Below are 14,210 nucleotides of genomic sequence, written 5' to 3'. Positions count from 1 at the left end.
CGGAGCCCCCCATGTCCTGGAACAATCGTGTGGTCTGGTCGGAAGGCATGTTCATTGGAACGCAGCACTTCCAGCAGCATGACCGTTACCTGGAGAACCTCATCGACGCCCGGAGCCGCCCGTTGTCGGCCGGCGCCTGGGGTTTCTCCGAATTGCTGATCGACCAGGGCCTGCTGGCCCAGGGCAAACTGGCGATTATCTCGGCGCGGGGCCTGTTGCCGGACGGCACGCCATTCAACATTCCCCAGGATGACCTGGCACCGAGCCCGCTGAATGTCGATGACAACCTGCGCGATGGCTTGGTGTACCTGGCCTTGCCGCTCAAGCGCGCCGGTGCGCGTGATACGGTTGACGAAGGCGAAGCCCTGGGCGCTGCGCGCTACGTGAGCCAGGTGCGCGAAGTACGGGACGACAACGCGCCGTTCGAAAATCAGGCCCCGGTAGCCGTGGGGTCGAGGGCGCTGCGGTTATTGGTTGCCCAGGATGGCATCAGCGACTACGCCGCCATCGGTCTGGTGCGAATCAAGGAGAAACGCGCCGACCGAGCCTTGGTGCTCGACGATACCTACATCCCGCCGCTACTGGATGTGGTCGCTTCCAACCCCCTGGCTGCGTTTCGCAACGAACTGCTGGGCCTGCTGCATCAGCGCGGCGAAGCCCTCGCCGGGCGGGTGGTGGCATCCGGTGCCGGCGGTGCTTCGGAGATTGCCGATTTCATGCTGCTGCAACTGGTCAACCGTGCCCAGCCGCTGATCCAGCACTTGAGCCAGTTGAGCCCGTTGCACCCCGAGCGGTTCTACAGCGAGCTGGTGAGTCTGGCCGGCGAGTTCTCGACCTTTACCGCTTCCGGGCGGCGACCCCAGGAATACCCGCAATACCAGCACGATGACTTGGCGCTGAGTTTTGCGCCGGTGATGCAAGCCCTGCGTGAGGCGCTGTCGATGCTGATCGACAGCAAGGCCACGCCGATTCCGATTGTCGAAAAAGCCTACGGCGTCCATGTGGCGATGCTGGCCGACAAGTCCCTGCTCGACAGCGCCAGCTTCATCCTGGTGGTGCGCGCCGACGTGCCCGCCGAAACCCTGCGCAGCCACTTCGGCCAACAGAGCAAGGTCGGCTCGGTGGAGCACATCCGCAACCTGGTCAACCTGCAATTACCGGGCATTGGCCTGCTGCCGCTGCCGGTGGCGCCACGGCAAATCCCGTATCACGCCGGCTCCACTTATTACGAACTGGACCGGGGCAGCGAGCATTGGCAGCAACTGGCCAACTCCGGCGGTTTTGCGTTCTACATCGCGGGGCAATTCCCGGGGCTGAACCTGGCTTTCTGGGCGATCCGAGGATAAACCGCAATGAGCAACGACGATCGTACCCAATTCATGCCGACTCCCGGTGGCCGTGGCCCCGACCCGGTCCGCCATGAGGCTGGTCGGGCCCAGGCCGCGCCACTTTCGATGCCGGCCGCGCCGCTTTTGATCGGCAAGGCCGAAGGTCTCAATCCCCTGGAGAGCGCGGCTGGCCCGTTGCTGGCTTTGCTGACCCGTTTGCGCAACACCATTGCCCACCCGGCGCCGGCGAGCCTGCGGGCGCAATTACTGGCCTACCTGCGCCAGTTCGAGGAGCGCGCCGAGGCTGCCGGCGTGTTGCGCAACGATGTGTTGCTGGCCCGTTACGCCTTGTGCACCGCCCTGGATGAAGCGGTGTTGAGTACGCCGTGGGGTGGTGCCAGCGACTGGGGCAAACAGAGCCTGCTGATCACTGTGCACAACGAAGCTTGGGGCGGCGAGAAGGTGTTCCAGCTGTTGGAACATTGCCTGCAAAGCCCCCGCGAACGTTTGTATCTGCTGGAACTGTTGTACCTGTGCATGTGCCTGGGTTTCGAAGGGCGTTATCGGGTCATGAACGACGGTCGCAGCCAACTGGAAGCCTTGCGCGAACGCACCAGTGCGGTCATCCGCAGCGCCCGTGGCGATTATGAGCGTGAACTGTCGCCCCATTGGCGCGGCGTCACCGTGGCCCGCGACCGGCTGGCGCAATTCATGCCGCCTTGGATCGCCGTGGCCATCGGCGTGGCGTTGCTGCTGGCACTGCTGTTCGGCCTGCGATTGAAACTGGCCGCCGATGCCGAGCCGGTGTTTAAAAATATCCATGCGCTGGGCGAGATCCCGGTGCAGGCCATCGACCGTCCGGTGGTGCAACCGAAACTGATCGAGCGTCCCCGCCTGGCGGGCTTCCTCGCCGATGAAATCAAAGCCGGTCGGGTGGCCGTGGAAGATGCCGTTGACCGTTCAGTGGTGACCATCCGTGGCGATGAGCTGTTCGCCTCGGGCAGCGCCAGTATCGTCGACAATTTCCAGCCGCTGATGCTGCGCATCGCCGATGCCATTCGCAAGGTCAAGGGCCAGGTCCGGGTGACCGGCCACAGTGACAATCGCCCGATTGCCACCCTGCGGTTTCCATCGAATTGGGCCTTGTCCGAGGCGCGTGCCAATTCGGTACTGCAAATCCTTTCGGCCAAAACCGGCCAGCCCGAACGCTTCAGCGCCGAAGGCCGCAGCGACACCGAACCGTTGGCCTCGAACGCTACAACAGAGGGCCGCGCACGCAATCGTCGGGTCGAAATCACAGTGTTGGCGGAGGGGGTCGAGTGAAGGCGTTTTTCAGTTTTATCATCCGCTGGATCATCCCGGTACTGGGCCTGATCGCCCTGAGCCTGATCATCTGGTTCGTTGGTCCGCTGTGGGAATTTCTGGTGCCCGAAGGCCGGCGCTGGGCGCTGATCATTCTGGTGTTCGCGGTCTGGACCGCCTACCGGGCGTTCCTCATCATCCAGGCCCGCCGCAAGGCCGCCGAAGTGATGCGCAGCCTGGCGGCGCAAACCCCGCCGGACCCCACCAGTATCGCCACCGCCGAGGAACTCGAAACCCTGCGCCAGCGCATGGACGAAGCCTTGGCGCTGCTCAAGAAAGCCAAGCTGGGTGGCGACGAGCGACGCAACCTCTACGAACTGCCGTGGTACGTGATCATCGGCCCGCCGGGTTCGGGCAAGACCACCGCGCTGGTCAATTCTGGGCTGCACTTTCCCCTGGCCGCGCAGCTCGGCGCCGGGGCCGTGCGCGGGGTTGGCGGTACGCGCAATTGCGATTGGTGGTTTACCGACCAGGCGGTGCTGCTTGACACCGCCGGACGCTACACCACCCAGGACAGCGACGCGACCGTTGATAAAGCCGCGTGGCTGGGCTTTCTTGGCCTGCTGAAAAAGCAACGGGCCCGTCGCCCGATTGACGGTGCGTTCATCGCCATCAGCCTGTCCGACCTGCTGCTGGGCAGCGACACCGAACGTGCCGCCCACGCCGCCGCGATCCGCCTGCGCATCCAGGAGCTGTACACCCAGCTGGGCGTGCGTTTCCCGATCTACCTGATGCTCACCAAGCTCGATCTGGTGCCGGGTTTCATGGAGTATTTCGACACCCTGAGCAAAGAGGAGCGGACCCAGGTATGGGGCATGACCTTTGCCCTGGATGACGGCAAAAGCAGTGACAGTCCGCTGGCCCATCTGCAAAGCGAATTCGCCGGCCTGGAGCAGCGCCTCAACGATCGTTTGGTGGAGCGTTTGCAACAGGAACGCGACCCGGCGCGGCGCGACCTGATCTACGGCTTCCCACAGCAGTTCGGCGCGTTGAAAGATTGCCTGCAAAGCTTCCTTGAGGGCGTGTTCAAACCTAACGCCTTTGAAGAGCGTGTGCTGTTGCGCGGGGTGTATTTCACCAGCGGTACCCAGGAAGGCAGCCCGATTGACCGGTTGATCGGTTCCATGGCCCAGAGCATGAACCTGGACCGCCAGCACCTGGCGCGCCAGAACGGCACCGGACGCAGTTACTTCATCGAAAAACTTTTCAGCGCCGTGGCCTTTGCCGAGCGTGGGCTGGTGGGGGTCAACCCGAAAGTCGAACGTCGGCGCAAGTGGATCGCCCGGGGCGTACTGGCCTCGACCGTGGCCCTGGTGCTGGTGGTCGGGACCTTGTGGTGGGTCAGCTACCGCGCCAACCAGGCGTATATCGCGCAAGTCGATCAGAAAGTCGCGCCCCTGGGCCAGTCCGTGCAGAACCTCAGCCCGGCCCAACGGGAAGTGCTGGCGGTATTGCCTTTGCTCAACGCGGTAAAACACTTGGCCAACGATGCGCCGAGCTGGGCCGAAGGCTTGGGCCTGTATCAGGGCGACATGCTGGAAGCCGAGTCTGGCAGCGTCTATCGCAAGCTGTTGATCGCGGTCTTCGCGCCACGCTTGCTGACGCGCATCGAAGAGCAACTGCATGGCGGCGGCAATTCGGATTTCCTTTACGAAGGCTTGAAGGCCTACCTGATGCTGGCCGACAGCGAGCATTACGACGCCGACTTCATCAAGGCGTGGATCGCCCTGGATTGGGATCGCAGCCTGCCGCGCGACTTGCCGGCCGAGCAGCGTCTGGCTCTGGAGGAGCACTTGCAGGCACTGTTCGAGCGCCATCCGCCCACTGCACGTCTGGACCCGCGGCTGATCGACGATCTGCGTCGGCAGTTGCAGCAGCTGCCAGTGGCCCAGCGCGTCTATGACCGGATCAAGCGCCAGAAACTGCCGGACGGCATCCCGGACTTTCGTATCAACGAAGCCGCCGGCCGCGACGCCGCGCTGGTGTTCAGCCGCAAGAGCGGCAAGCCGTTGGGCGAACCCTTGAGCGGGTTTTTCACGGCCAAGGGTTACCGCCAGGGCTTTTTGCTCACCAGCCTGAACCAGACCGGCACCCTGGCCGAAGAGCAATGGGTGCTCGGTCGCGATCAGGCAGACCAGCAAAACGTCGCCAGCCTCGCCGCCGATGTGCGCCGTCTGTACTTCGAGGATTACCAGCGCCAGTGGGACGCCTTGCTCGCCGATATCGACTTCGTGCCGATCACCAGCGTGGCCCAGGCCGCCGATGTCTTGCGGGTGCTCTCCGGCCCGACCTCGCCGCTGAAAAAGCTGCTGGTGGCGGTGGCGAAGGAAACCGATCTGCAACAGGAAGAACGTCAGCTGGCCGCCCAAGGCGCGCCGGCTGAGGGCGGGGTGGACAAGCTCAAGGAGCGTTTGGGCAACCTGCTCGGCCAGGAAGAGGCGTCGCAAAACGCGCCCCAGGCCAGCGACGATCCGATCACCGCGCATTTTGCCGAACTCAACGGCATCGTCAGTAAGAATGACGGCGAGCCGGCAGCCATCGACGGCTTGCTCGCCGACATGAACGCCTTGTACGTGCAAGTCAGCGCCATGGTCGGTGCAAGCGGCGATGCCTTGCTCGGCGAAGCCAAGAACCAGGCCGCAGCGGCCGCTACACGGGTCAGCCTCAACGCCGAACGCCAGCCGCCGCTGGTGCAGGGCCTGGTCAAGTCGGTGGTCAACTCCACCACCAACAGCATGATGGGCGGGGTGCGCAATCAACTGAACGCGGCCTGGACCAGCGAAGTGGTGAACATCTATCGCCAGTCCCTGGCCGGGCGCTACCCGATGTCGCCGGGCAGTGCGCGAGACGCGACCCTGGACGATTTTGGCCAGTTCTTTGGCGTCGGCGGGGTGATGGACAACTACTTCCGCAAATACCTGCAGCCGTACGTGGATACCTCGACCCAGGCCTGGCGCTGGCAACCGGGCGCCGCACAGAAGCTCGGCATCTCCCCGGGCGTGCTGCAAACCTTCCAGCGGGCAGCGACCATCCGGGATGCGTTTTTCCGTTCCGGCGGCACCCAGCCGATGGTGCGCTTCGAACTCAAGCCAGTGGCGATGGACGCCACCATCACCCAGTTTTTGCTCGACCTCGATGGCCAGCAATTGAGCTATGACCACGGTCCTAGCCGTCCCACCTCCATGCAATGGCCCAACCCCGGCAGCATCGGTGTGGTGCGGATCTCGATCATGCCGCCTTCAGCCAGCGGTCGTTCGGGCATCACCCTGGATGGGCCTTGGGCCTGGTTCCGCTTGCTGGAGCAATCGGACCTGACCGCTGGCAACTCGCCGGATCGCTTCAACCTGCGGCTGCGAGTCGACGGCGCCAGCGTCTCTTATGAGCTGCGGGCCAACAGCGCCTTCAACCCGTTCAAGAGCCGTGTGCTCAGCGGTTTCAGCCTGCCGGAGCGTTTATGAGCACGCCGGGCTTCTATGGAAAGCTGGCCAGTCGCGGGGACTTTGTCAGCCGTGGCTTGCCGCAGAGTTTTATCGGCCCCTGGGATTCGTGGCTGGCGGCGGGCCTGCTTGCCAGCCAGAGCCTCGGGGACCGTTGGCTGGATGCCTATCTGGTCAGTCCGCTGTGGCGTTTTATGCTCGGGTCCGGTGTCTGTGGGCCACAGGCCGCCGTTGGGGTGGTGATGCCGAGCATCGATCGGGTTGGCCGGTATTTTCCGCTGACCGTCGCGGTGCTGCTGGATCACGACGCTGATCCGGCGTCAGTGGTGGGCGGCGCGGATGTCTGGTTTGAACAGGTTGAGCAATTGCTGTTGAGCACGTTGAGCGTGGAGGCGAGCTTCGAAGCCTTCGGTGCAGGACTGGAAACGCTGGGCGGTCCGGCGTACCTGCCACGTGCTCCAAGCAGCCGTTTTGCCGGCCTGCATCGCTTTGATGCCACCGACCCGAAGGCGCGAATGACCGTGCTTGCCGAATTGGCCTGCGAAGGCGCGAGCCTGTGGTGGGGCCAGGGTTCGGAGCGTATCGCTCCTGCTTTATTGCGGTGCCAGGGCTTGCCGGCCGCCGCTGATTTTGCGCAATTTTTGCTCGGCCAAGAAGGTGTTGTGTAGATGTGTCCAAGCGTTGGAAAGACGTTCAAGTCTGCAAGCAAGAGCCATGTCGGTATGGTCCGCCAGGTTAACGAAGATGCTTGCCTGGATCAGCCGGAAAACGGCCTGTGGGTGGTCGCCGATGGCATGGGCGGGCATGCGGCGGGCGACTACGTCAGCAGTCTGATCGTCGACAGTCTGCGTAGCATTGCCGTGGGCCGCTCGCTGGATGAATACGTCGCGGCGCTGAAAACCGACCTGCAGCGGGTCAACGCGGCCGTGCGTGAAGAAACCGCCAACCGCGGCGTGACCATGATGGGCAGCACTGTGGTGGTGCTGGCGGCGCGCGGCTTGCGCGGGGTGTGCCTGTGGGCGGGTGACAGCCGCTTGTATCGCCTGCGTGATGGCCTGCTCGAAAGCATCTCGCGGGACCACAGTTACGTTCAGGATCTGCAGGACAGCGGCCTGCTCAGCGAAGCTGAAGCCCGGGTGCATCCACGGGCCAATATTGTCACCCGCGCCATCGGGGTCGAGGCGCAACTGAAACTGGCGATAGTCGAGCTGTTGTTGATGCCCGGCGACAGTTACCTGTTGTGCAGCGACGGGCTGAACAAAACGGTTGAAGATCATGAGATCAGTGAGGTGCTGAGTCACGACGAGCCCGGTGAAATCGCCAGCAGCCTGGTGTCCCTGGGCCTGATGCGCGGCGCTCCGGACAACATCACCGTGATTGTCGTGAAGGTGCCGTCATGAATTCCGCCCTGCACATTCTGATCCCCGGCTATGACATAGACGGCGAGATCGGCGAAGGCGCCATGGCCAACGTTTACCTGGCGACCCAGCGCTCGCTGGAACGCAAGGTGGCGCTGAAGGTCATGGCCGCGGCACTGGCGGCCGACCCGAGTTTCTGCGAGCGTTTCCTGCGCGAAGGTAAAACCCTGGCGCGCCTGTCTCACCCGCATACGGTCACCATCCATGACATCGGCCATGTCGGTGAGCTGTATTACATGGCCATGGAATTCCTGCCCAACGGCACGCTCAAGGAGCGCATCGCCGCCGGCCTGACGCCGGAGCAGGGCCTGATCTATATCCGTCAGATCGCCTCGGCCCTGGGCTATGCCCATGGGCTGGGGCTGGTTCATCGCGACGTCAAACCGGCGAACATTCTGTTCCGCGCCGATGGCACGGCAGTGCTCTCAGACTTCGGCATCGCCAAGTCCATGGATGACCGCACCCAGTTCACCCAAGCCGGTTTCGCCGTTGGTACTCCCAGCTACATGAGCCCGGAACAGGCGCGTGGCCAGGATATTGATGGCCGGGCCGATCTTTATGCCCTGGGCGTGGTGCTCTACGAAATCCTCGTCGGCAAACTGCCGTATACCGGCAACGACGCACTCTCCACGGCCCTGGCGCATTTGACAGAACCATTGCCGGAGCTGCCAGTGCACCACGGTCGCTATCAAGAAGTGCTGCGCAAGCTGTTGGCCAAGGACCCGGCCGACCGTTTCCCGGATGCAGCGGCGCTGTTGCAGGCGCTGGATAATCTGCCTCGGGAATCGGTTGAAGCGACCACCATCCGGCCATTGCCAATTCCGGTATCGCCGATTGCGGTGAGCAAAGACCTGGCGGGACTGACGCCGGTGTCCATCGATTTACCGACCGGCCCCGCGCAGCCACAACCTCGGCCCAATCCTGTTCCGCCGACTGTGAAGCCGACGCCATCGTCCACTGTCTCGGAGCAGCGAAAGGGGCCGGTGTTCGCACTCGCCGCCGTCGCGGTGGCCGTGGCGCTGGCCTTGGGCGGCGCGGGTTATTGGTGGCTGTCCGGTGACGTCGAAGACGACGCCAGGGTGCCGGTGGTTTCAGCACCGCCGGCCAGTGCGCCGCCGACCGTGGCGCCACCCGTAAAGCCCCCCGTGGCAACGGAGGTCGATGGCGGTCAGCGGCCGCTGCTGATGGCCGGCAAAAAAACCTTGTTCCAGCGAGTACTCAGCAAGCCGGGGGCGAAAATCGCCAGTGACCCGGGGGCCACACCCGACAAGGCCTTGCCGGCGTTCTCGGTGCTTTATGTCTATCAGCGCAAAGAGGTTGATGGCAGCCCGTGGCTGCGTGTCGGCGCCGCCACCGACGGGCGCAGTGACGGCTGGTTGCCGGCCACGCAAGTCAGCGACTGGAAGCAAAGCCTGGTACTTAAGTTCACCGAACGCTCCGGCCGTGCGCCGGTGATGTTCCTGCGTCAGCCCGGTGACGTGGAGAAGCTGCTGGCAGATCCGTCGACGGCAAAAAACCTGCTGCTCAAGGCCCAGCAGAATCGCGAAGACAACCAGCAGGTATTGGCCCTGGAACCGGCCGCCAGTGCGGTGCCGCAGAATCAGTTTTACCTGTTGCCGATTTTCGATTCGCGCGAGAGCTTCGATGAGAACGGCCAGTCGGTGCAGTTGCTGAACGTGGCGTCCATCGACCCCGGTGATGCGCCGAAGGCCACTGCCAACAATACGCCAATCACTACCGCTAACGCCGACGCGTTCCGCACCGCCGTGGTGTTGGTCGTTGACACCACCGTGTCCATGCAGCCCTACATCGATCAGGTCCGCGACGTAGTACATCAACTGCAAACCCGCATCGCCGAGCGGGGCGAGCAGGACAGTGTCAGCTTCGGCCTGGTGGGGTTTCGAAGCAGCACCCAGAAAACCCCGGGCCTGGAATACGTCGCCAAAACCTTGATCACTTTGGAGCAGGGCCGCGACCCACAGCGCTTCATGGACCTGGCGCGGCAGGTCAAGGCGTCCACGGTTTCCAGCCATTCGTTCAACGAAGACGCGTTTGCCGGTGTGATGGAAGCGGTCGAGGGCATGGACTGGTCCGGTTATGGCGGGCGCTTGATTCTGTTGGTCACCGATGCCGGTGCCTTGCGCAAGAACGACCCGTATGCCGCCACGCAAATGAACGAGGCCGAAGTGCGCCAAGCCGCGCTGGGCAAGCAGATCAAGATCTACGCCTTGCACCTGCTCAGCGATGCCGGCAAGAAAACCCATGGCGGTGCGCAAAGCCAGTATCGCATCCTGACCGCCGACGCCAACCCGCAGATCGGCGATCTGTACATTCCGGTGCCGGGCGCCGATGTGCGCAAGTTCGGTGAGCGGGTGGACGAGATCGGTTCGGTGTTTGCCGACCTGGTGCATCAGGTGCGTGGCAACAAGCCGCAAACCGTGCCGCTGCTGAGCGCCGCGCCGAGCCTGAGCGACAAATCGGCGGCCGTCGGCTACGCGATGCACATGGATTTCCTGGGGCGTAAAGCCGCCAGCCAGGCGCCGCAACTGGTCAGCGCCTGGACCGCCGACCGCGACCTGACCAACCCGGCACTGCCGGCGTTCCAGGTGTGCGTGATGCTGACCAAGTTGCAGCTCAACGACTTGCAGCAATCGCTGAAACTGATCGTCGATGCTGCCCGCAAGACCCAGACCTCGCCGAAGAATTTCTTTCAGGAAATCGCCAGCGCCAGCGCCTACATGAGTCGCGATCCCTCGGCCTTGCGCAAGGGTGGCAACCTGGCCGATGGCGGGGTTCTGGGTGAGTACCTGGAGGGGCTGCCATACCGCAGCAAGTCGCTGAACATGACCCAGGATTTGTGGCTTTCGCTGAGCGTGGCCGAGCAGGAGGACTTTATCGACGAGCTGGATTCGAAGATCCGCCTCTACGAAACCTTCCACAACGACTTGGCTAACTGGGTGCGTTTCGGTGATGCCGAACCGGGTGATGCCTTGTACCGCGTTCCGTTGTCGACGCTGCCGTGATGCTGAACATGAACGCAGTGCACAAAAACCGCGGCGTCGGCAGCCAGCGCTACAGCCTGGTGATTCCACGGCTGCAACTGCATGCCGGTGAACAATTGGCGGTGGTCGGTCCCAGTGGCTGCGGCAAAAGCACGTTGCTCGATTTGCTGGCGCTGGTGCTGGCTCCGGATCAGGCCGGGCAGTTTGATTTTGCGCCTGGCCAAACCAGGACGGACATTACTGGGCTGTGGCGGGCAGATGCGCAAAGTGCCTTGGCGGACCTGCGCCGCCGGCACTTGGGCTACGTACTGCAAACCGGTGGCCTGCTGGATTTTCTGGACGTGCGCGACAACATCGACCTGTCGCGCAAACTGCTCGGCTTGAAAGACGACGGCAGCGTGGATCGCCTGGCGGGAGCTTTGGATATCGCCGATCAATTGGGCAAAAAGCCGGGTGACTTGTCTGTCGGTCAACGGCAACGGGTGAGTTGTGCCCGTGCCCTGGCCCATGGGCCGCATCTGCTGCTGGCCGATGAACCGACCGCCGCCCTCGATCCGCTGAACGCGGAACGAGTGATGCAGTTGCTGGTGACTCAGGCCCGCGAACATGGCGTGTGCTGCGTCGTCGCTACCCACGATGAATCACTGGCCCGCGCCAGCGGTTTGCAGGTGCGGCGCATCAGTTGTCATCGCGACGTCGATGGCGGTGTCACCGCCATCCTCGGAGAGGCCTGCTGATGCGCAGCGCGCTGGTGGCTTCCCTGGCCTGGCAGGATTACCGCAACGATGCGTGGCTGTCGGCTTGTTCGGTACTGGCGCTGGTGGCGGTGGTCGCACCGCTGCTGGTGCTGTTCGGCTTGAAATTCGGCCTGGTCAGCAGTTTGACCGAGCGCTTGGAAAACGACCCGGCCACCCGGGAAATCATTCCCTTGGGTGGCGGTCGGTTCAGTGCCGCGTTTATCGAACAATTGAGTCGGCGCAGCGACGTGGCTTTCGCCTTGCCGCGCACCCGGCAGATTGCCGCGACGGCGGATCTGAGCGCTGGCGCTTCGACGGTGACCGTCGAAATGATCCCCACCGCCGCCAACGACCCCTTGCTCGGCAGTCTACCGGTGCCCCAAGGGCTGGATCAGGTGCTGCTCAGCCAGACCTCCGCCGAAAAACTCGGGGCCAAGGCCGGTGATTGGCTGGAGGCCAGTTTCGGTCGGCAGGTGGCCGGTCGTGGCGAGGCGCAGCGTGCTCGCGTCCAGGTGCTGGACGTTCTGCCGCTGGAAGCTTTCGCCCGGGACGGATTGTTCGCGTCATTGGCGTTACTGGAAGCGGCTGAAGATTACCGGGACGGCCGCGCCGTGCCAGCGTTCGGTTGGCCAGGTGATGCGGTGGGCTTGACGGAGCAGCGGGTGTATCCGGCGTTTCGCCTGTACGCCCGCAGCCTCAAGGATGTCGAGCCACTGCGTCAGTACTTCGCTGCACAGAATCTGCTGGTCTCGACCCAGGCCCAGACCATCGCCCAGGTGCAATCGCTGAGCCGCAACCTGTCGATCGTGTTCTGGATTATCGCCGGATTGGCCTTGGCGGGAGCGTTCGCGGCGATTTTTGCCGGCGCGCTGGCGGCGGTCGAGCGCAAGCGTCGAGAGTTGTCGGTGTTGCGCCTGCTGGGGTTTTCCACGGCGGCGTTGCTGTTGTTTGTGGTGGTGCAGGCGCTGTACAGCGCCGGCCTTGCCGCCCTGTTGAGTGCCGGGCTGTATGGCCTGGCGCAATCGGGTTTAAACCATTTATTTGCGCAGATGCCGGGTGAGTACGCCAGTCATCTGCTGGCGCGTCACTACGCGTTGGCCCTGGCGGCCGTGCTCGGCGTCAGCGCCGTGGCGGCAGTCTGTGGTGGCTGGCGAGTGGCGCGTATCCAGGCGTGTGAAGGAATCCGAGATGTATAAGTTATTGGGCGCCGCCATGGCGCTGAGTCTGGCCGGTGTGGTCTGGGCCGATGAAAGCACCGACAAACTGGACAACCCCAAGCCGCTGGCCGACGACGTCAGCCTGCCGCTGCCGTGCGAAGGACAAATGGTGTTCCGTTACGTCTACATCCTGGCGCAGGGCACTCTGGACGACCGCGAGATCAGCCTCGGCTATCCATTCAGCGAGGGCGAGTCCGGTTATCAACAGTCGTTCATCTCCGGTTACCGCCGGGACTTTATCAACGGCCAGTTCACCCTCAAGGATCTGCCCAAGGATTGGGGCAAGACCATCACGCCGTTGATGCCCAAGACGGACGCCAAGACCCCGCTCAAACCGATGCTCTATTTCATCGGCAAATACGAAGTCACCGCCCGCCAATACGCCCAGGTCATGGCCCAGGCACAATCGTTGGCCAGCGGCGAGCCGGCCCCGGCCTGCGAGGCATTGCAAGCCGAGGCCCCGCAAGGCATGGCCGGGCGTTTGCCCAAGGTGAAGTTGTCGCGCTTCGAGGCCGAACGCTTCTCGGCGGTGTATAGCGCCTGGCTGATGAAATACCACAAGGACCTGCTGCCAGTGAGCGGTCGTGGTACCTCGGCGGAAGAGGGCGGGCTGGGTTTTGTGCGCTTGCCGACCGAGGTCGAATGGGAATTTGCTGCCCGTGGCGGGCAGGCCATTAGCCGTCAGGACCTGGAAGGGCGTCTGTTTCCCCGGCGTCTGGAAGGCAGCGAAAGCGACGGGCCACTGGCGGACTGGGCCGTCTTCAATCAGGTCGCCGGTGGCACTGGCCAGGCGGCGCGCCTGATGCCGATCGGTACCAAACTGCCAAACCCCATCGGTCTGTTCGACGTGATCGGCAACGCCGCCGAGATGGTCCAGGAGTCCTTCCAGCTCGTGCACGCCGGACGCCGCCAAGGCACCTACGGCGGCTTCGTGGTCAAGGGCGGCAACTACCTGGAAGGCGAGGGCACCTTGTTCACCGGGATGCGTCGCGAGTACCCGCTGTTCGCCGCCGACGGCACCGAGCAAAGTAACGAAACCACCGGATTCCGGGTGGCGATTGGCGCGTTGTCGGCGCCACGTTCGCGCTACAAGGAACTGTTTGCCCAATGGCAGAAAGAAGGTCGGCTAGCTTCGCTGACCGATGCCATCGACGACGCCCAGGACCCGACCAAACGCCTGGACAGCATCATTGCTGCCAGCGTCGACCCGCGCCTGCAAGCCGAGTTGGGGCTGGTCAACGAAGAGCTCAAGCGCAACGTCTCGCTCATCGCCCAACAGCGCGAGGAGGCGGCCGGCAACCTGATCCAGTCGGCGGCCCTGGTGGCCGAGACCGTCAACAACTACAACATTCGCCTGACCAATTTGCAGAAGAGTCGCCAGCAGGCCGTGGACGCCAAGGACGAGGCCAGCGCCAAGCTGTTCGCTACCGCCATCGACAATGGCCGCAGCGCACTGGACGGCGCGGTGGCGATCTACATCGACAACCTGGCGACCGGCACGCGCTACACCGATGCCGTGATCCAGGCGCAGTTTCAACGCATCAAGGAAGAGTTGGAGCGCAAGCCGGTACTGGGCAAGAGCCTGGTAACGCGCGCAACGTTATTCGTTCGCCATGTCGGTGATTATCGTCAGCAACGACGAGCCGACCCGGCGGCGATATTGAAGGAATTGCTCGCATCGAACGCTCAGCGGTCTTGATCATTCGTTG

The 14,210-nt window shown here is 63.5% G+C and carries 9 protein-coding genes; all 9 read left to right on the top strand.

Features of this window, described 5'->3' with window-relative positions; genetic code table 11:
* Positions 1-11 precede the first annotated feature (11 nt).
* Genes tssK through AB7M29_RS02505 form a run of 9 tightly spaced genes read left to right on the top strand, consistent with a single transcriptional unit; the run spans position 12 to position 14,200 of the window.
* Positions 12-1,346, top strand: coding sequence for a type VI secretion system baseplate subunit TssK (tssK, locus tag AB7M29_RS02545; RefSeq protein WP_052967838.1), 1,335 nt, complete (start codon positions 12-14; stop codon positions 1,344-1,346).
* A 6-nt stretch (positions 1,347-1,352) separates the two neighbouring features.
* A complete protein-coding gene (locus AB7M29_RS02540) occupies positions 1,353-2,651 on the top strand; it encodes a DotU family type VI secretion system protein (RefSeq protein WP_454246264.1) in 1,299 nt (432 codons plus the stop codon).
* Positions 2,648-6,148, top strand: coding sequence for a type VI secretion system membrane subunit TssM (tssM, locus tag AB7M29_RS02535; protein WP_454246263.1), 3,501 nt, complete (start codon positions 2,648-2,650; stop codon positions 6,146-6,148). Before AB7M29_RS02540 ends, tssM begins: the two co-directional genes overlap by 4 nt.
* Positions 6,145-6,795 (top strand): type VI secretion system-associated protein TagF, encoded by a 651-nt coding sequence (gene tagF, locus AB7M29_RS02530; RefSeq protein ID WP_454246262.1) that lies wholly within the window; start codon positions 6,145-6,147, stop codon positions 6,793-6,795. Before tssM ends, tagF begins: the two co-directional genes overlap by 4 nt.
* Complete coding sequence (locus AB7M29_RS02525) at positions 6,796-7,527, top strand: PP2C family protein-serine/threonine phosphatase (protein WP_217856904.1); 732 nt, start codon at positions 6,796-6,798, stop codon at positions 7,525-7,527.
* Positions 7,524-10,568: a serine/threonine-protein kinase gene (locus tag AB7M29_RS02520; protein ID WP_454246261.1), complete on the top strand. Its 3,045-nt coding sequence runs from the start codon at positions 7,524-7,526 to the stop codon at positions 10,566-10,568. Before AB7M29_RS02525 ends, AB7M29_RS02520 begins: the two co-directional genes overlap by 4 nt.
* Positions 10,568-11,284, top strand: coding sequence for an ABC transporter ATP-binding protein (locus AB7M29_RS02515; protein ID WP_217856903.1), 717 nt, complete (start codon positions 10,568-10,570; stop codon positions 11,282-11,284). Before AB7M29_RS02520 ends, AB7M29_RS02515 begins: the two co-directional genes overlap by 1 nt.
* Positions 11,284-12,480 carry an ABC transporter permease gene (locus AB7M29_RS02510; RefSeq protein ID WP_454246260.1) on the top strand — a complete coding sequence of 399 codons (1,197 nt, stop codon included), beginning with the start codon at positions 11,284-11,286 and terminating at the stop codon, positions 12,478-12,480. The genes AB7M29_RS02515 and AB7M29_RS02510 overlap by 1 nt, the downstream gene beginning before the upstream one ends.
* Positions 12,473-14,200, top strand: a complete 1,728-nt coding sequence (locus tag AB7M29_RS02505) for a formylglycine-generating enzyme family protein (protein WP_454246259.1) — start codon at positions 12,473-12,475, stop codon at positions 14,198-14,200. Before AB7M29_RS02510 ends, AB7M29_RS02505 begins: the two co-directional genes overlap by 8 nt.
* Positions 14,201-14,210 lie beyond the last annotated feature (10 nt).

Source organism: Pseudomonas sp. F-14 TE3623 (assembly GCF_053629015.1).
This window is presented reverse-complemented; position numbering and strand designations above follow the sequence as displayed.